Origin of the sequence: Streptomyces sp. NPDC015242, from assembly GCF_043079125.1 — a bacterium.
Taxonomy (GTDB): Bacteria; Actinomycetota; Actinomycetes; order Streptomycetales; family Streptomycetaceae; genus Streptomyces.
In genome coordinates this window covers 215892-232951 of sequence record NZ_JBIBUF010000005.1, presented here as the reverse complement: position 1 = coordinate 232951, position 17060 = coordinate 215892, and the positions used below count along the sequence as shown (strand labels likewise).

General features: G+C 72.5%; 17 protein-coding genes. 2 read left to right on the top strand and 15 right to left on the bottom strand.

The window, feature by feature from the left end:
- The first annotated feature begins 122 nt into the window (after nucleotides 1-122).
- A complete protein-coding gene (locus ACF07N_RS18860) occupies nucleotides 123-938 on the top strand; it encodes a GvpL/GvpF family gas vesicle protein (RefSeq protein ID WP_392114143.1) in 816 nt (271 codons plus the stop codon).
- A gap of 20 nt (nucleotides 939-958) precedes the next feature.
- On the opposite strand, the gene ACF07N_RS18855 is transcribed toward ACF07N_RS18860, so the two are convergent.
- The 15 genes from ACF07N_RS18855 to ACF07N_RS18785 form a co-directional block, all read right to left on the bottom strand.
- Nucleotides 959-1711, bottom strand: a complete 753-nt coding sequence (locus ACF07N_RS18855; RefSeq protein ID WP_392114140.1) for a sirohydrochlorin chelatase — start codon at nucleotides 1709-1711, stop codon at nucleotides 959-961.
- A 2-nt stretch (nucleotides 1712-1713) separates the two neighbouring features.
- On the bottom strand, nucleotides 1714-2607 hold the full coding sequence (locus ACF07N_RS18850) for an ABC transporter permease (protein ID WP_383331367.1): 894 nt from the start codon (nucleotides 2605-2607) through the stop codon (nucleotides 1714-1716).
- A complete protein-coding gene (locus ACF07N_RS18845) occupies nucleotides 2594-3382 on the bottom strand; it encodes an ABC transporter ATP-binding protein (RefSeq protein ID WP_392114136.1) in 789 nt (262 codons plus the stop codon). Before ACF07N_RS18845 ends, ACF07N_RS18850 begins: the two co-directional genes overlap by 14 nt.
- Before the next feature lie 33 nt (nucleotides 3383-3415).
- Nucleotides 3416-4522 carry an aliphatic sulfonate ABC transporter substrate-binding protein gene (locus ACF07N_RS18840; RefSeq protein WP_392114133.1) on the bottom strand — a complete coding sequence of 369 codons (1107 nt, stop codon included), beginning with the start codon at nucleotides 4520-4522 and terminating at the stop codon, nucleotides 3416-3418.
- 222 nt (nucleotides 4523-4744) lie between these two features.
- On the bottom strand, nucleotides 4745-6079 hold the full coding sequence (locus ACF07N_RS18835) for a sulfate adenylyltransferase subunit 1 (protein WP_392114130.1): 1335 nt from the start codon (nucleotides 6077-6079) through the stop codon (nucleotides 4745-4747).
- A 2-nt stretch (nucleotides 6080-6081) separates the two neighbouring features.
- Nucleotides 6082-7020 carry a sulfate adenylyltransferase subunit CysD gene (cysD, locus tag ACF07N_RS18830; RefSeq protein ID WP_392114127.1) on the bottom strand — a complete coding sequence of 313 codons (939 nt, stop codon included), beginning with the start codon at nucleotides 7018-7020 and terminating at the stop codon, nucleotides 6082-6084.
- Nucleotides 7017-7553: an adenylyl-sulfate kinase gene (gene cysC / locus ACF07N_RS18825; RefSeq protein ID WP_392114124.1), complete on the bottom strand. Its 537-nt coding sequence runs from the start codon at nucleotides 7551-7553 to the stop codon at nucleotides 7017-7019. Before cysC ends, cysD begins: the two co-directional genes overlap by 4 nt.
- A gap of 47 nt (nucleotides 7554-7600) precedes the next feature.
- Nucleotides 7601-8311, bottom strand: a complete 711-nt coding sequence (locus ACF07N_RS18820) for a phosphoadenylyl-sulfate reductase (protein ID WP_392114121.1) — start codon at nucleotides 8309-8311, stop codon at nucleotides 7601-7603.
- Entirely contained in the window at nucleotides 8308-8487 is a 180-nt protein-coding gene (locus ACF07N_RS18815) for a hypothetical protein (protein ID WP_383331346.1), read from the bottom strand. The genes ACF07N_RS18820 and ACF07N_RS18815 overlap by 4 nt, the downstream gene beginning before the upstream one ends.
- The gene (locus ACF07N_RS18810; RefSeq protein WP_392114118.1) at nucleotides 8484-10181 is read right to left on the bottom strand and encodes a nitrite/sulfite reductase; all 1698 of its coding nucleotides are present in this window, start codon (nucleotides 10179-10181) and stop codon (nucleotides 8484-8486) included. Before ACF07N_RS18810 ends, ACF07N_RS18815 begins: the two co-directional genes overlap by 4 nt.
- 130 nt (nucleotides 10182-10311) lie before the next feature.
- Entirely contained in the window at nucleotides 10312-10395 is an 84-nt protein-coding gene (locus tag ACF07N_RS18805; protein WP_311241247.1) for a putative leader peptide, read from the bottom strand.
- 126 nt (nucleotides 10396-10521) lie between these two features.
- Nucleotides 10522-11094 (bottom strand): GNAT family N-acetyltransferase, encoded by a 573-nt coding sequence (locus tag ACF07N_RS18800; RefSeq protein ID WP_383331338.1) that lies wholly within the window; start codon nucleotides 11092-11094, stop codon nucleotides 10522-10524.
- 22 nt (nucleotides 11095-11116) lie between these two features.
- Entirely contained in the window at nucleotides 11117-12439 is a 1323-nt protein-coding gene (locus ACF07N_RS18795) for a hypothetical protein (protein WP_392114115.1), read from the bottom strand.
- Between the two features lie 175 nt (nucleotides 12440-12614).
- The gene (locus ACF07N_RS18790) at nucleotides 12615-13892 is read right to left on the bottom strand and encodes a GAF domain-containing protein (RefSeq protein WP_392114112.1); all 1278 of its coding nucleotides are present in this window, start codon (nucleotides 13890-13892) and stop codon (nucleotides 12615-12617) included.
- A gap of 247 nt (nucleotides 13893-14139) precedes the next feature.
- Complete coding sequence (locus ACF07N_RS18785) at nucleotides 14140-15786, bottom strand: acyl-CoA dehydrogenase family protein (protein ID WP_392114109.1); 1647 nt, start codon at nucleotides 15784-15786, stop codon at nucleotides 14140-14142.
- A 110-nt stretch (nucleotides 15787-15896) separates the two neighbouring features.
- On the opposite strand from ACF07N_RS18785, the gene ACF07N_RS18780 reads away from it, so the two are divergent.
- Nucleotides 15897-17048, top strand: a complete 1152-nt coding sequence (locus ACF07N_RS18780) for a YihY/virulence factor BrkB family protein (protein WP_383331326.1) — start codon at nucleotides 15897-15899, stop codon at nucleotides 17046-17048.
- Nucleotides 17049-17060: the final 12 nt, after the last annotated feature.

The following is a 17060-nucleotide window of genomic DNA, read 5'->3' as shown; positions in this document are numbered from 1 at the left end:
CCCTCCGGGCCGGTGTTCGCGTGAACATCCGCGCCGCCACCGCCGTACCTACGGACGCAGGGACGGCAGGAGAACGGAGTCTCGCGCAGGGACGCGCACGGCCACCGACAGGAGCCCGGACCATGACCGACAGCCACCCCGTCTACGCCTACGCGGTCCTGCGCCGCACCCCCGAGGCCACCGCGGTGGCCGCGCAACTGCGCGGTCTCGCCGGAGAACCGATCCACCTGGTCGGCCCGCCGACCGCCACCCCGCCGCTGGCCTTCGCCGTCGGCCGTGTGCCGTCCGCCGACTACGGCGACGCCCCGCTGCGGGCCCACCTCGAAGACCTGGACTGGATGGAGTCCACCGTCCGGTCCCACCACGCGGTCGTGTCCGCCCTGGCCGCCTCCGGCGCCGCCGTCCTCCCGCTGCGCCTCGCCACCGTCTACCGTGACGAGGCAGACGCCCGCGAGGCCCTCGACACCCGCCGCGCCTACTTCCTCTCCCTGCTGGACCGCCTCACCGGGCACGTCGAGCTCGGCGTCAAGATCTACGCCACCCCTGACATCACCCCACCCGAAGCGGCCCCCGAACCGGCCCGGGACACGGTCACCGGCCTCGGCGTCGGACGCGCCTGCCTGGCGATCCGCCGCCGCAGACACCGCAGGAACGAGGAGGCCTGGCGCGCGGTCGTCCAGGCGGCGGCCCGCCTCACCGAGACCGCCGGCGCGCTCGCCGTCGACCGCGTCGCGCACACCCCCGAACGCGGCAGCCTGGCGGGCTCCGCCCCCGGCACCAACATGGGCAACGACGCCTACCTCGTGCCCAGGGAGCGCGTCGGCGCCTTCCGCACGGGCGTCCTGGCCGCCGCCCGCGGCGTTCCCGGCCTGCGCGTGGAGGTCACCGGCCCCTGGGCCCCGTACTCCTTCGCGCTGCAGCCGGAACCGGCGGCGTAGGCCGCGCGGAGCCGGCCGGGTCAGGCGCTGACGGCCGCCAGGGCCGGCCTCCGCGCGGCCTCGTACCGCTCCAGCACCACCCGCGCCACCTCCGGCGCCGCGCCCAGGACGTCCGCCAGGACGTCCGCCTGCGCCGCGCCCCGGGCGATGCGGTCGGGGAGGAAGCCGGGCGCCAGGACGTAGGGGGCGACCGCGACACGGGCGCAGCCGAGGGCGCGGAGGGCGCGGACGGCGTCCTCGGTGCGCGGGAACCCCGCGGGAGAACCAGCGGAGGCGAACGCAGGCCGCACGGCGCACCAACCGGTGTGCCGCCACTCCCGCGCGATGTCTGCGATCACTGCGATCGCCTCCGGGTCGGTGGACCCCGCCGAGGCCAGCACGACCCCGGTCGAGGACTTGTCGGCGGGGGTCAGCCCCGCCTCGTGCAGGCGCCGTTCCAGGGCCGCCAGCAGCAGGGGCGACGGGCCCAGGACGTCCGCCTGGCGGATGCGCAGCTGCGGCGGCGCGTCCGCCAGGACCGCGGGGATGTCCGCCTTCGCGTGGAACGCGCGGGTGAGCAGGAGCGGCAGGGCGACCACGTCACGGACGCCCTGCACCGCCAGGGATTCCAGCACGCCCTGCACCGAGGGCACGTTGAAGTCCAGGAAGCCGGTCTCCACCCGGACGTCGGGGCGCAGCGCGCGCACCCGGCGCACCAGGGCGTGCACCGTCGCGGCGTGCCGCGGGTCGCGGCTGCCGTGGGCGATGACGAGGAGGACGGGCCGGTCGGACATGGTCACTTCACCAGCAGACCACGACTGCGCAGCACCCACCGCTCCAGCGGGCTGAAGATCAGCAGGTCGATGGCGATGCCGACGATCAGGATGAGCAGGATCGCCTCGAACACCATGGCCATGTCGCTGGCGTTGCGGCCGTTCTCCAGCAGCTGGCCGAGTCCCACGCCGAGGTCCGGGAAGGACGCGATGATCTCCGCGGCCATCAGCGAGCGCCAGGAGAACGCCCAGCCCTGCTTCAGGCCCGCCACGTAACCGGGCAGGGCGGCCGGCAGCACGACGTGCCAGGTGCCCTTCAGCCCGGTCGCGCCCATCGTGCGGCCGGCCCGCAGGAACAGCGGCGGGACCTGGTCGACGCCGGAGACGAGGCCGTTGGCGATCGACGGGACCGCGCCGAGCAGGATCACCGCGTACATCATCGAGTTGTTCAGGCCCAGCCAGATCACCGCCGGCGGCACCCAGGCCACCGAGGGCAGCGACTGCAGTCCGGACAGGATCGGGCCGATCGCCGCCCGCACGAACTTCACCCGCGCCACCAGCAGGCCCAGCGGGGTGCCGATGAGCAGGGCGAAGAAGAAGCCGAGCAGGCCGCGCGAGACGCTGGTCCAGATGTAGCCGAGGAGTTCGCCCTCCAGCCACGCCTGCCGCACCACGTCCCACACCGCGCCCGGCGAGGGCAGCTTGCTCGGGTCGTCGACGATCTCGAACGAGACCAGCGCCTGCCACACCACCAGCACCAGGGCGATGGCGGTCAGGGGCGGCAGCACCTTCTCCCGGAGGACCTGCCCGAACGGCTTGCGGGTCTGCTGCACCGTCTCCAGCGCGTCGAGGCCCGCCTCCAGACCGGCGAGGTCGTTGCCGTCCTTGGTGGCGGCCGTCGTGTCAGTGCTGGCCATGTCGGCGGATCTCCCCCCGCAGTTGTTCGGTGATCTCGACGGACAGCTCCGCCACGGCGGTGTCCTCGATGCGGCGCGGATGCGGGATGTCCACCGTCCACTCGCGCGCGATGCGCCCGGGACGGGAGGACAGCAGGATCACCCGCTGCGCGAGACGGACCGCCTCGCGCACGTTGTGCGTGACGAACAGGACGGACACCCGCGTCTCCCGCCAGATGCGGGTCAGCTCGTCGTGGAGCACGTCACGGGTGATGGCGTCGAGCGCCGCGAACGGCTCGTCCATCAGCAGCAGGTTGCTCTCCTGCGCCAGCGCGCGCGCCAGCGCGACGCGCTGGCGCATGCCGCCGGACAGTTCGTGCACCCGCTTGCCGTGGGCGCCCTTGAGCCGGACGAGCTCCAGGAGCTCCTCCGCCCGCTCGCGCCGCTCGTTCTTGGCGACGCCCCGCAGCTTCAGGGCGAGTTCGATGTTCTTGCCCGCGGTCAGCCACGGGAACAGGGCGTGCTCCTGGAACATCAGGGCGGGCCGCCCGTCCGTGGTGATCTCGCCGGCGGTGGGGCCGTCCAGGCCCGCCACCAGGTTGAGCAGGGTGGACTTGCCGCAGCCCGAGGCCCCCAGGAGGGTGACGAACTCGCCGGGAGCGACATCGAGGCTGATGTCGTCCAGGACGAGTTGCTGCCCGGCGGGGCCCGGGAAGGACTTCGAGACGTGCTCGATGCGGGCGGCGTGGGTGGCCGTCGCGGTGCCGTCGCCGGCCTTGGCGAGGGTCGTGGCCATGGTCGTCACCTCCTGGGAACGATCGGGAACGGCTTACTTCGCGCCGAGACCGGCGTCGTCGACCCGGCTCTCACCCGCGGCCGCGAGGACCTTGTTGAGCAGCGTGAGGTCGTAGATGCCGTCCAGGTTCGGCTTGTCCAGCAGGCCGGCCTTGACCGCGTGCTCCGCCTCGGTGTTGAGGGTGGAGGCCAGCGGGTCGTTGATGAAGTCGATCGACTTCCACGCCGGGTCCAGCACCTCGGCCGGCAGCGCCTTGCCGGAGTCGGCCTCCAGCTGCTTGTTGGCGGACGCCTTCGCCTTGTCGGGGTTGGCCTTGATCCACGCGTTGGTCTCGACCGACGCCTTCAGCACCGCCTCGACGGCCTTCGGGTGGTCCCTGAGGAACTTCTGCGACACGATGATGTTCGTGATCACGAACTTCCCGTCGGGCCACAGCGTCTTCTCGTCGAGCAGCACCTTGCCGCCCTCGGCGACCAGCTTCGACGCGGTCGGCTCCGGCACCCAGGCGCCGTCGATCGAACCGGCCTTGTAGGCGTCCGGGGTGACCTTGTTGTCGCTGCGGACGACCGTGACGTCGCCCTTGCCGCTCTCGGCGTCGACCTTCCAGCCCTGCTCGGTCGCCCAGTTCAGGAACGCCACGTCCTGGGTGTTGCCGTGCTGCGGGGTGGCGATCCGCTTGCCCTTGACGTCCTTCAGGGACTTGATCTTCGCCGGGTTGACGACGAGCTTCACCCCGCCGGACGCCGAACCGCCGATGATGCGCAGGTTCTTGCCGGCGGACTTGGTGTAGCCGTTGATCGCCGGGGAGGGGCCGATCCAGCCGATGTCGATGGAGCCGGAGTTCAGCGCCTCGATCTCGGACGGACCCGCGTTGAAGGTGGCGTACTCCGCCTTGGTGGCGCCCAGCGCCTTCTGGAAGAAGCCCTGCTCGCGGCCGACCAGAGCGGTGCCGTGGGTCAGGTTGCCGAAGTACCCGATCTTCACGGCGTCGAGGCCGTCGATCTTCTTCGCCCCGGCGGCGACTTCCTGGTTGGCGCCCTCCTCCTTGGCCTCGGAGCCGTAGCCGCAGGCGGCCAGGGTGAGCAGGGGAAGCGCGGCGGCGACCGCGAGGCTGCGGCGCAGAACGGATGTAGCAGGCACGGGAGGTGTTCCTCTCGTTGGCCCGGCGGTCACGGTCTTTCAGGTCGTGGCCGGGAGGTCGGCAGGTTTGCGTCTACGGCGGTGGGGGGTGCGGGCGCGCAAGCGGTGCGCGTACGTCAGCGCACACATCGCGCGACTCCGCCCTGCCCGCTGCCGAGCGCACCGCTGCCGACGCGGCCGCCCTCCTTGGCGAACGTGGAGTAGAAGTCGGGGGAGTTCATGTCAGAAGTCCCACCCGTCGTCCCCGGACTCGTCCTTGACCGGCTCGGGGGCGGCGAAGGACTCGCCGACCATGCCCGCGGTCAGGGTCGTGCCGTCGTTCGGGTCGATCAGGATGAAGGAGCCGGTGCGCCGCGAGTCGGCGTAGGAGTCGACCGGCAGCGGCTCGGCGGTGCGGATCTTGACCCGGCCGATGTCGTTGGCGACGAGCTGCCCCGGGTGCGGGTGCAGGGACAGGTCGTCCAGTGTGAGCCGGGACGGGATGTCCTTGACGATCGCCTTGACCGTGCGCGTGCCGTGCTTGAGCAGCACCCGGTGCCCGACGGTCAGCGGGGCGTCCGCGACGTGGCAGACGGTCGCCTCGATGTCCTGGGTGGTGGGCGGCGCGTCCTTGCTGGGCACGATCAGGTCACCGCGCGAGATGTCGATGTCGTCCTCCAGCAGGAGGGTCACCGACTGGGTGGTCCAGGCGACGTCGACCGGCTCGCCGAGCAGGTCGATGCCGGAGATCTTCGTGGAGCGGCCCGACGGCAGCACGGTGACCTGCTCGCCCACGCGGAACGAACCGGCCGCGATCTGGCCGGCGTAGCCCCGGTAGTCGGGGTGGTCCGCGCTCTGCGGCCGGATCACGTACTGCACGGGAAGCCGGGCGTGGCAGTGGCTCAGGTCGTGGCTGACCGGCACCGTCTCAAGGTGCTCCAGCACGGTCGGGCCGCCGTACCAGTCCATGTGCGAGGACGGCTCCACCACGTTGTCGCCGACCAGCGCCGAGATCGGGATCGCGGTGACCTCGGGGACGCCCAGCTCGGTCGCGTACGCCGTGAACTCCTCGGCGATCGCCGCGAACACCTTCTCCTCGTAGCCGACGAGGTCCATCTTGTTGACCGCGAGGACCACGTGCGGCACGCGCAGCAGGGCGGCGATGGCGGCGTGCCGGCGGGTCTGCTCGACGACGCCGTTGCGGGCGTCGACCAGGACCACCGTCAGTTCGGCCGTGGAGGCGCCGGTGACCATGTTCCGCGTGTACTGCACGTGCCCGGGGGTGTCGGCGAGGATGAACCGCCGCCGGGGCGTGGCGAAGTAGCGGTACGCCACGTCGATGGTGATGCCCTGCTCCCGCTCGGCCCGCAGACCGTCCGTCAGCAGCGCGAGGTCGGGGGCGTCCTGGCCGCGGCTCGCGGAGGCGCGCTCCACGGCCTCCAGCTGGTCGGTCAGGACCGACTTGGAGTCGTGCAGCAGCCGGCCCACCAGGGTGGACTTGCCGTCGTCGACGGAACCGGCGGTGGCGAACCGCAGCAGGGTGGTGGCCGAGAGCTCCTCGGTCGTGATCGTGCTCATCTCTAGAAGTACCCCTCGCGCTTGCGGTCTTCCATCGCGGCCTCGGACATCTTGTCGTCGGCGCGGGTGGCGCCGCGCTCGGTGAGCCGGGAGGCGGCGATCTCCACGATCACCTTCTCGATCGTGTCGGCGTCGGAGTCCACCGCGCCGGTGCAGGACATGTCACCGACGGTCCGGTAGCGCACCAGCCGCTTCTCGACGGTCTCGCCGTCCTTGGGACCGCCCCACTCGCCGGCGGTCAGCCACATGCCGGCGCGCCGGAACACCTCGCGCTCGTGCGCGTAGTAGATCTCCGGCAGTTCGATGCCCTCGCGGGCGATGTACTGCCACACGTCCAGCTCGGTCCAGTTGGACAGCGGGAAGACGCGCACGTGCTCGCCGGGGGCGTGGCGGCCGTTGTACAGGTTCCACAGCTCGGGGCGCTGGCGGCGCGGGTCCCACTGGGAGAACTCGTCGCGCAGCGAGAACACCCGCTCCTTGGCGCGGGCCTTCTCCTCGTCGCGGCGCCCGCCGCCGAAGACGGCGTCGAACCTCTCCGCCTGGATCTTCTCGGTCAGCGGCAGCGTCTGCAGCGGGTTGCGGGTGCCGTCCGGGCGCTCCTTGAGCACACCGCGGTCGATGTAGTCCTGCACGGAGGCCACGTGCAGCCGCAGCCCGTGCTTCGCGACCGTGCGGTCGCGGTAGTCGAGGACCTCGGGGAAGTTGTGCCCGGTGTCCACGTGCAGCAGCGAGAACGGCACCGCCGCCGGGCGGAACGCCTTCAGCGCCAGGTGCAGCATGACGATGGAGTCCTTGCCGCCGGAGAAGAGGATCACCGGCCGCTCGAACTCGCCCGCCACCTCGCGGAAGATGTGCACCGCCTCGGACTCGAGGGCGTCGAGGTGGGACAGCGCGTACGGGCTGCCGGTCTCCTCGGACACGGTGGCGACGGTGGTCGTCATGCCAGTCCCCTTTCGGTCAGCAGGGCGTACACCGACGCCGCGGACTCCTGCACGGTCTGGTGCTGCGACTCGATGCGCAGATCGGGCGACTCGGGCGCCTCGTACGGGTCGTCGACCCCGGTGAGCCCGGTCAGCTCGCCCGCGGCCTGCTTGGCGTACAGGCCCTTCACGTCCCGCTCGCTGCACACCTCGACCGGGGTCGCCACGTGCACCTCGACGTACGCCGTGCCGTTCGCCTGGTGGCGCTTGCGCACCGCCTCGCGGCTGTGCCGGTAGGGCGCGATCACCGGGACGAGGGCCAGCACGCCGTTGCGGGCGAGCAGTTCGGCGACGAAGCCGATGCGCTGCACGTTGGTGTGCCGGTCCTCGCGGCTGAAGCCGAGGCCCGCGGAGAGGAATTCGCGGATCTCGTCGCCGTCGAGCACCTCGACCCGGCGGCCCTGCTCGCGCAGCCGGCCGGCCAGTTCGTGGGCGATGGTGGTCTTGCCCGCACTCGGCAGACCCGTGAGCCAGACGGTGGCTCCGGTCGTCACGTGAGTCTCCTGAATGGTCTGAGTCGTCTGAGTCGTCCGAGGCGCCGTCATCCGTGCAGCCCGCACTCGGTCTTGGCCCGGCCCGCCCAGCGGCCGGCCCGGGCGTCCTCGCCCTCCAGCACCCGGCGGGTGCAGGGGGCGCAGCCGACGGAGGCGTAGCCGTCCATCAGCAGCGGGTTGGTCAGTACGCCGTGCTCGGTGACGTAGGCGTCCACGTCGTCCTGGGTCCAGCGGGCGATCGGGGAGATCTTGACCTTCCGCCGCTTCTCGTCCCAGCCGACCACCGGGGTGTTCGCCCGGGTCGGGGACTCGTCGCGGCGCAGGCCGGTCGCCCAGGCCTGGTAGCCCTTGAGGCCCTCTTCCAGCGGCCGGACCTTGCGCAGCTTGCAGCACAGGTCGGGGTTCCGGTCGTGCAGCTTGGGGCCGTACTCGGCGTCCTGCTCGGCGACCGTCTGACGCGGGGTGAGCGTGATGACGTTGACGTCCATCACGGCGTCGACCGCGTCGCGGGTGCCGATGGTCTCCTCGAAGTGGTAACCGGTGTCGAGGAAGACGACGTCGACGCCGGGCATGGCACGGGAGGCGAGGTGGGCGACCACCGCGTCCTCCATGGACGAGGTCACGCAGAAGCGCTTGCCGAACGTCTCGGCGGCCCACTGGAGGATCTCCGGCGCGGAGGCGTCCTCCAGGTCGCGGCCCGCCTGCTCGGCGAGCGCCTTCAGCTCTTCGGTGGTGCGCTCTTCCTGAGTGGTCGTCATATCCGTTCCCCTCCGGAGTCGGCTCGCTTCGGCCCCGGGGCCAGCAGCCCCAGGAACTTCAGCTGAAAGGCCCGGCTGCACGCCGCGCATTCCCACGCGCCGTGCCCCTCCTCGCTCGGCCGCAGGTCCTCGTCCCCGCAGTACGGGCAGTAGAACGGGGCCATCCGCTCGCTCACGACAGGGCCTCCTCGCCGGCCCGGGCCGCCCAGGCGGCGAACCGCTCGCCGTCCTCGCGCTCGGCCTGGAACCGCTTCAGGACGCGCTCGATGTAGTCCGGCAGCTCGTCGGAGGTGACCTTCAGGCCGCGCACCTTGCGGCCGAAACCGGCCTCCAGGCCGAGCGCGCCGCCCAGGTGCACCTGGTAGCCCTCGACCTGCTCGCCCTGGTCGTTCAGGACCAGCTGGCCCTTGAGACCGATGTCCGCGACCTGGATGCGGGCGCAGGCGTTGGGGCAGCCGTTGAGGTTGATGGTGAGCGGCTCGTCGAACTCCGGCAGTCGCCGCTCCAGTTCGTCGATGAGCTGCGCGCCGCGCTGCTTGGTCTCGACGATGGCCAGCTTGCAGAACTCGATGCCGGTGCACGCCATGGTGCCGCGCCGGAAGGTGGACGGCCGGGCGGTCAGGTCGAGCGCCTCCAGGCCCTCCACGAGCGAGTCGACCCGGTCCTGCTCGACGTCGAGGACGATCATCTTCTGCTCGACGGTGGTGCGCACCCGGCCCGAGCCGTGGGCCTCGGCGAGGTCGGCGATCTTCGTGAGCGTCGCACCGTCGACGCGACCCACGCGCGGGGCGAAGCCGACGTAGAAGCGGCCGTCCTTCTGCCGGTGCACCCCGATGTGGTCGCGCCACTGGCTGGACGGCTGCTCCGGGGCGGGCCCGTCGGTCAGCTTGCGCCCCAGGTACTCGTCCTCCAGCACCTGCCGGAACTTCTCCGCACCCCAGTCGGCGACGAGGAACTTCAGGCGGGCGCGGTTGCGCAGCCGGCGGTAGCCGTAGTCGCGGAAGATCGAGATGACGCCCTCGTAGACGTCCGGGACGTCGTCGATCGGCACCCAGGCGCCCAGCCGCACCCCCAGCTTGGGGTTGGTGGACAGCCCGCCGCCGACCCACACGTCGAACCCGGGGCCGTGCTCGGGGTGGCGGACGCCGACGAACGCGACGTCGTTGATCTCGTGCACCACGTCCAGCAGCGGCGAGCCCGAGATGGCCGTCTTGAACTTACGGGGGAGGTTGGAGTACGCCGGGTTGTTCAGGACCCGGCGCTTCATCTCCTCCAGCGCCGGGGTGGCGTCGATGATCTCGTCCTCGGCGATGCCCGCCACCGGGGAGCCGATCATCACGCGCGGGGTGTCGCCGCAGGCGGTCACCGTGGACAGGCCCACGCCCTCCAGGCGGTTCCAGATCTCGGGCACGTCCTCGATCCGGATCCAGTGGTACTGGACGTTCTGCCGGTCGGTGATGTCGGCCGTCCCGCGCGCGAACTCCTGCGAGACCTCGCCGATGACCCGCAGTTGCCGCGTGGTCAGCGCCCCGCCGTCGATGCGCACCCGCAGCATGAAGTACTCGTCGTCCAGCTCCTCGGGCTCCAGGATCGCGGTCTTGCCGCCGTCGATCCCGGGCTTGCGCTGGGTGTACAGACCCCACCAGCGCATCCGGCCGCGCAGGTCGTTCGGGTCGATCGAGTCGAAGCCGCGCTTGGAGTAGATCGTCTCAATGCGTGTCCGCACATTGAGACCGTCGTCGTCCTTCTTGAACTGCTCGTTGCCGTTCAGCGGGGTGAAGTGCCCCGCGGCCCACTGGCCCTCACCGCGGTGACGGCTCACCTTGCGGCGGGGAGTCGCGGCGGCAGGCTTCTGCGGGGTGGCGGCCATGGTGGATACGTCCTTCGGGACAGGCGGGAAAGCGGCTCTGACCTGCGCGTGCGGGCGCATGGGCATACGTGCGCGTCATTGCGCGGGAACGAGAGGAGAAAAGGGGATGCCGGGCGTGTGCTGAGTGCTCTCAGTGCGCCGGACAGATGGCGCTGGACATGCGGCCGAGGTCGACGTGCCGTCGACTCACCAAGGCGATTCCAGTTCCAGACATGGCGGAAGCGTGTCATGGCGATCTGGACACAGTCCAGCTTTGTCCGAGATGCGGACACCCTTGTCTCGCAGAGCAAGACAAGGGTGTTCTGGGTCACATCGGGCCGTATGCAGGTGTCCGGGCAGGTCAGGCGGGGAAGGCCCCAGGCCACGGTCCCGGAGCGGCAACCTCCGCTTCCTCCTCGACCTTGGTGTCGAACAGCTTGAAGCCGCGCCGCTGGTAGTTGTCCATCGCGTGCTCCCCGTCCTTGCTGCAGGTGTGCAGCCAGACCCGCTTCGTCGGCGCCAGGCCCGCCCAGCGGTCGGCGAGGTCCCAGGCCCGGGCCGCGCCGTACGACAGCAGGTGCCCGCCGATGCGCCGGCCGCGGAACGCGGGCAGCAGCCCGAAGTACACGATCTCCACGACCGCGTCGTCCTGCGCCTCCAGCTCCACGTACCCGGCGGGCGTGCCCCGGTCGTACGCCACCCACGTCTCCACGCCGGGCCGCTCCAGGTGCTCGCGCCAGCGGGCGTACGACCAGCTCAGCCGGTCCGTCCAGCGGATGTCGCCGCCCACCGAGGCGTACAGGAAACGGCTGAACTCGGGGGAGGGCACCTCGGAGCGGACGATCCGCACGTCCCCCTCCGGGGCGGCGGCCGGCAGCAGATCGGTCGGCGCGGTCTGCTCCAGGGACCAGGTGGTCACGGCGATGGTCGTCATGCGGGCCAGACAACCATCCGGCCTACTCGTCTGTCGATCCGCCCACGGCCCGGTCGACGGAGGCCAGCGGCAGCGCGAACAGCATCCGGCCGGACTGCGACCACACCTCGCCGGTCTCCTCCCAGTAGGACAGCGCACCCGAGCCGCCGCTCCAGCAGTGCCGGGTCGCGTCCGGACCGCACTCCGTCGCCCGGGCGCCCTCCGCGTCCTGGCGCCACAGCGTCCCGTGCCCGCCCGGGGAGCCCGCCGCGCGGTCCAGATACCAGGCCGAACGGTAGGCCAGCACTCCGCGCAGGTCGGCCGTCTCCGACTCGTACGCCTCGACCGGCTCCGCGCGGTGCGCGGAGTCCGTGGCGAGCAGGCCGGAGCGGGCCGGGGCGCGGCTGAGAGCGTAGCGCCACAGCCGGGTCGGCCGGTCGCTGTCGGCCGGCACCCACTCGCCCGCCACCAGGCTGTCCGGCGCGGTGCTGCGGTCGAGGGAGACGGTGGCCGGGCGCGGCACGTCACCGCCGCCGGACAGGGTGTACGAGCCGACGGCCGGCAGGACGTACCGGGAGCCGTGCGCCGCCCAGCCGCCGCGCACCCGCCCGACCGCCTCGGCGTCGACGGTGGCGCGCTGGATGCGGTCCAGGTCGTACACGTACAGCGCGTCCCGGTCGCCCTCGCGGGTCGTCACCAGCAGTTTGTCCTGGTACCAGACCATTCCGGACAGCGGGGAGGCCAGGCCCCGGTAGTCCCGGCCGCCGTCCACCGGCACGGCCAGCAGCGCCCAGGTGTAGCGCAGCCGGGCGGGGTCGTTCGCGTCGACGAAGGCGACCTTGGCCAGGCCCTGCCCGGGGTCCGGGCCGTCGAGGGACCCGGCCCCGCCGCCGCGGGTCCAGCCCGAGAGGATCACCCGGTTCTCCGCCCAGCGGCCGTCGTCGTCGGCGTCGCCCGAGGTGGTGACCGCGCCGGGCCGCCAGCCCCGGGTGTCGGAGGCGCCGAAGCAGTAGGCGCGCGTGGCCGCCGGCTCGACCGGCAGGCTGCGCTTCTCGGGGGCCGTGCACGCGGCCGCCTCGCGCAGCGGGAGGTCGGCGCCCTCCAGTACCGCGCCGACACCGACGGGCCGGCCCATCCGCGACGCCAGCCGGTCCAGCCACCGCCCGGGCACCCGCTCCTCGGTCAGCGGCAGCCGCCCGGCCTCGGTGGACACCCCCACCGGCCGCAGGGGGCCCGGGTCGTCGACGGTGGCCTGCGAGGCGCTGATCATGGTGGCGGCGGCGGTGAGCGCGAGGGCCGTCCCGGCCAGGGTCGCGCGCAGCGCCCTGCCCCGCCTGCGCCGCCGGTGTCTGCCGCGATGCTTCATAACGTCCTCCCGAGACGGGCCAACTGCGCCCTGTGATCCGTACGTTGACGGAGGAGCAGGTGGGGTGGCCCGTACGGCGATGCTACGGCAGGGGGAGGGGGCGGCGGACGAAGACCCCGCAAATATGCGAAAGATGCACCCCTCGGGGCGGCCCGGACGCCACGGTGCGTGAACCTCAGGGCGCCGGAGCGGACCGGCGCAGCCGCGCCACCGCCGGCGCGGCCGAGTGCGGCAGCAGATCGCCCGGGTCGTCCGGCAGCAGCACCTCGACCTCGGCGTCCTCGGCGAACCGGTACGGCCGGTGCTCCAGCAGCGTCCCCAGATACCGCCGTACCCGCGACATCTCGGCACGCACCGTCACCGTGCGGTCCGGGTCGCCGAACACGTCCGCGGCCAGATTCGAGGCGCTGCGCCCGGCGCGGTGGACGGTCAGCAGGTACAGCAACTCGGCGTGCCGCGGACTCAGTTCCCTGGCCCAGGAGCCCGCCCCGCCGGACACCTCCACCGACCAGCGGCGCGCCTGCCTGAGGTCCAGCACGATCCTGGTCCCGCCGCGCGGCACCGGCTCGTCGGCCGCGGCCCGCAGCAACCAGCCCCCGGCCAGCGGCTCGACCGAGCACAGCCCGAGCGCCGGCATCCAGCGCGGCCCCGCCGACAGCGACTTCGGCAGCGCCACCCGGCGCGTGTACGGCATCCCGCTCACGGCGGCCGTCCAGCCGTTCGCGTCGACGACCAGGGCGCGCCCGCCGAGCCGGGCCAGCACCGGCGACGCCACCGCGCGCAGCCGCTCCAGCGACTCCAGGTGCATCTCCCGCAGCCGGGCCTCGGCGAGCTTGGCCACCGAGTCCACCCAGGAGAGCGTGGCCGGATGCATCGTCTCCAGCGGTCCGCTGACGTCCACCACTCCCAGCAGCCGGCCGTCGCGCGGGTCGGTCAGCGGGGCGCCCGCGCACGTCCAGCCGGCCTGCGAGCGCACGAAGTGCTCGGAGGCGAAGACCTGCACGGGCCGGCGCACCACCGCCGGGGTTCCCAGCCCGTTGGTTCCGACGACGCTTTCCCGCCAGTCCGCGCCCAGTTCGAAACCGAGCCCGTCCGCCCGGCGCAGCACCGGCGCGCTGCCCTCGCGCCACAGCACCCGGCCGTCCTCGTCGGCCACGACCATGATGTGGTGGGCGACGTCGGCCGCCGCCAGCAGGCCCTCCCGCAGCACCGGCAGCACATGGCGCAGCGCCGACGTCTCGCGCCGCCGCTGCACCTCCTCGCGGGTGAGGGGATCCGCCCGGACGTCACGCTCCGGGTCGACGCCGCTGCGCAGCATGCGCTCCCAGGACTGCTCGATCACGGGGCGCGGCGGCACGGGGGCGGGCTGCCCGGACAGCCGAGCGGACCGGACCTTGCTGAGGAGCCGGGCCGCTCGTGTGGTGTCGACAGCGGCCAGGTGAGTGACGTCCATGCGCCTGCGCCCCCCGGAGTTGCTTCTTTGACCGTCTGTCTCATAGTGCCGTCTGCCCCGGGGGTGTGCGCACAGTCCCCGCACAGTCACCAGCAAGTTGCAACCCCCTGCAACCCTGGTGGACGGCCCTGCCGTGTCCGAAACTTGAGCCGCGCCGTCCCGAGCGGCGTTCAGCGGCTCGAACGGGCCAGTGCGGCGGGGGTGGTGCCGTGTCGGCGCAGCACCACCCCCGCTTCCCGCAGCCCTGTCAGGACGCCGGGTCGTGCTCCGGCCGGGCCCGCTCCACCACCGACGCCAGGTCGAGCGTGTGCGGCAGCGTCCCGAAGGCCGCGCCCCCGTCACCGCCCAGCCGCGCGGCACAGAACGCGTCGGCGACCTCCGGTGGCGCGAAACGGACCAGCAGCGACCCCTGGAGCACCAGCGCGAGCCGCTCCGCCAGGCGCCGCGCCCGGCCCTCCACGCCGCCCAGGTCGGCGAGTTCGGTCAGCAGGTTCTTGATCGCCCCGTCCAGCCGGTGGTCGGCGCCGCGCGCCTGGCCGACCTCCCGCAGGTAGGCGTCGAGCGCCCCCGGCTCCCGGCGCAGCGCCCGCAGCACGTCGAGGGCCTGGACGTTGCCCGCGCCCTCCCAAATCGAGTTCAGCGGCGACTCGCGCACCAGCCGCGGCATCCCGGACTCCTCGACGTACCCGTTGCCGCCCAGGCACTCCGCCGCCTCCACCGCGACCGCCGGACACCGCTTGGTCACCCAGTACTTGGCCGCCGGCACCGCGATGCGCAGCAGGGCCCGCTCCTGCTCGCCGCCGTCGTCGCAGGCGGCCGCCAGCCGCAGCGCCAGCGTCGTCGCCGCCTCCGATTCGATCGCCAGGTCGGCGAGGACGTTGCGCATCAGCGGCTTGTCGGCGAGCTTCCCGCCGAACGCCTCGCGGTGGGTGCAGTGGTGCACGGCCTGCGCCACCGCCTGCCGCATCAGCCCGGCCGAGCCGAGCACGCAGTCGAGCCGGGTCGCCGCGACCATCTCGATGATGGTGCGCACCCCGCGCCCCTCCTCGCCGACCCGGCGCGCCCAGGTCCCGTCGAACTCGACCTCCGCGGAGGCGTTCGACCGGTTACCGAGCTTGTCCTTCAGACGCTGGAGGCGGAACACGTTGCGCGTGCCGTCCGGCAGCACCCGGGGCACCAGGAAGCAGGTCAGCCCCTCCGGGGCCTGCGCCAGCACCAGGAAGCCGTCGGACATCGGCGCCGAGCAGAACCACTTGTGCCCGGTCAGCTCGTACGTTCCCGCCTCGGCGAGCGGCCGCGCCACGGTGGTGTTGGCCCGGACGTCGCTGCCGCCCTGCTTCTCCGTCATGGCCATCCCGAACAGCGCCCCGGCCTTGAGGTGCGCGGGCCGCAGCTCCCGGTCGTAGATCATCGACGTCAGCCGCGGCTCCCACTCGGCGGCCAGGTCCGGATCCGCGCGCAACGCGGGCACGGCCGCGTGCGTCATCGACAGCGGGCAGCCGTTGCCGGCCTCGACCTGTGTCCACACCACGAAGGCGGCGGCCCGCCGCAGATGTCCCGCGGGCCTGCCCCAGGCCGCGGTCAGACCGGCCGAGACGCCCTTGCCGAGCAGCCGGTGCCAGGCCGGGTGGAACTCCACCTCGTCGATCCGGTGGCCGTACCGGTCGTGCGTGCGCAGCCGCGGCGGGTTCTCGTTCGCCTGCGCGCCCCACTCCTGCACCTGGGCCGAGCCGGAGGTCCGCCCGAGCGCCGACAGCTCGCCGAGCACCTCCTCGCGCAGCTCCGGCTCCAGATGCCGTTCGACCGCGGCGGCCAGGGCCCGGTCCGCGGAGAAGACGTCGTACCCGACCAGCGGCGGGACCTGGTTCGTCACGAGGTGCGTGCTGCCTGCCATGGTGCGAACGTACCCCGCGGTAGCACCTCGGTCACCAGCGGACCCGGCCCGGTCGGCGAAGAGGCGGCCTGTGGGTGAGTGGGGCCGGGGACGACGGATACCGTTAGGGGGTGCAGCCAGCAAGTGAAACCCCCGACACGCCCTCCGGGCGCCTCCACCGGGCACGGGCCCTCTACCGCAACGTCTCCAAGCGCAAAACCGCCTGGCTGCTGCTCAAGGACACCGTCAACTCCTGCATCGAGTACCGCATCCTCGGTCTCGCCGCCGAGGCCGCGTTCTTCACCCTGCTGTCGGTGCCGCCGCTGCTGCTGAGCATGATCGGGCTGCTCGGCTACGTCGACGCCTGGACCGGCGCCGACACCATCCAGAGCCTGCGCACCAACCTCCTGGAGGCCTCGCGCACGGTGCTGTCCGACCGCGGCGTGCGGGAGATCGCCGAGCCGATCCTGCACGACGTGATGAAGGGCGGCCGGGTCGACGTCATCTCCCTCGGCTTCCTCATCGCGCTGTGGTCGGGCTCCCGCGCGGTGAACGTCTTCATCGACACCATCACCGTGATGTACGGCCTCGACGGCGTGCGGGGCATCGTCAAGACCCGCCTGCTGGCCTTCCTGCTGTTCATCGTCGCCCTGCTGATCGGCTCGGTCGCGCTGCCGCTGATGGTGGCGGGGCCGGACGCGATGGTGGACATCCTGCCCTGGTCGACGACGGTGGTGCAGGTCCTGTACTGGCCGGTGGTGATACTGCTGTCCATCGCCTTCCTCACCACGCTCTACCACGTGTCCGTGCCGGTGCGCTCCCCGTGGATCGAGGACGTGCCCGGCGCGCTGGTCGCCCTCGGCATGTGGGTGCTGGGCAGCTTCCTGCTGCGGATCTACCTGCAGAACACCGTCGAGGGCGCCACCATCTACGGCTCGCTCGCCGCCGCCGTCGCCGTGCTGCTGTGGATCGGCGTGTCCGCGTTCGCCGTGCTCGTCGGGGCCGCGGTGAACGCCGCCATCGACCGGGTCTGGCCGGCCGCCGCGACGGCCGCGGCCCGCGAGGCCAACGAGCGGATGCGGCAGGCCCAGGTCGCCGAGTACGTGGCGCGCGCCGCCGCCCGCGGCGAGGCCGACCCCGACATGCCCTCCGAGTTCCCCGAGCGCTGGTCCCGCTTCCTGCCCCCGGAGGACGTCACGGCCCGGCTGCGCACCCACGTCAAGTCCACCCCCGCCAAGAACGGCCACGGCAACGGCGAGGGGCAGCCGCCCGCCGAGAAGTGACGCGCCGGCCGG

Excerpts from the sequence above, each read along its gene's own strand:
- ACF07N_RS18850 (WP_383331367.1), bottom strand. The coding sequence starts at position 2,607 with ATGGCCAGCACTGACACGACGGCCGCCACCAAGGACGGCAACGACCTC.
- ACF07N_RS18835 (WP_392114130.1), bottom strand. The coding sequence starts at position 6,079 with ATGAGCACGATCACGACCGAGGAGCTCTCGGCCACCACCCTGCTGCGG.
- ACF07N_RS18800 (WP_383331338.1), bottom strand. The coding sequence starts at position 11,094 with ATGACGACCATCGCCGTGACCACCTGGTCCCTGGAGCAGACCGCGCCG.
- ACF07N_RS18820 (WP_392114121.1), bottom strand. The coding sequence starts at position 8,311 with ATGACGACCACTCAGGAAGAGCGCACCACCGAAGAGCTGAAGGCGCTC.
- ACF07N_RS18790 (WP_392114112.1), bottom strand. The coding sequence starts at position 13,892 with ATGGACGTCACTCACCTGGCCGCTGTCGACACCACACGAGCGGCCCGG.
- cysD (WP_392114127.1), bottom strand. The coding sequence starts at position 7,020 with ATGACGACCACCGTCGCCACCGTGTCCGAGGAGACCGGCAGCCCGTAC.
- ACF07N_RS18785 (WP_392114109.1), bottom strand. The coding sequence starts at position 15,786 with ATGGCAGGCAGCACGCACCTCGTGACGAACCAGGTCCCGCCGCTGGTC.
- ACF07N_RS18805 (WP_311241247.1), bottom strand. The coding sequence starts at position 10,395 with ATGTCTGGAACTGGAATCGCCTTGGTGAGTCGACGGCACGTCGACCTC.
- ACF07N_RS18845 (WP_392114136.1), bottom strand. The coding sequence starts at position 3,382 with ATGGCCACGACCCTCGCCAAGGCCGGCGACGGCACCGCGACGGCCACC.
- ACF07N_RS18810 (WP_392114118.1), bottom strand. The coding sequence starts at position 10,181 with ATGGCCGCCACCCCGCAGAAGCCTGCCGCCGCGACTCCCCGCCGCAAG.
- ACF07N_RS18860 (WP_392114143.1), top strand. The coding sequence starts at position 123 with ATGACCGACAGCCACCCCGTCTACGCCTACGCGGTCCTGCGCCGCACC.
- ACF07N_RS18855 (WP_392114140.1), bottom strand. The coding sequence starts at position 1,711 with ATGTCCGACCGGCCCGTCCTCCTCGTCATCGCCCACGGCAGCCGCGAC.
- ACF07N_RS18795 (WP_392114115.1), bottom strand. The coding sequence starts at position 12,439 with ATGAAGCATCGCGGCAGACACCGGCGGCGCAGGCGGGGCAGGGCGCTG.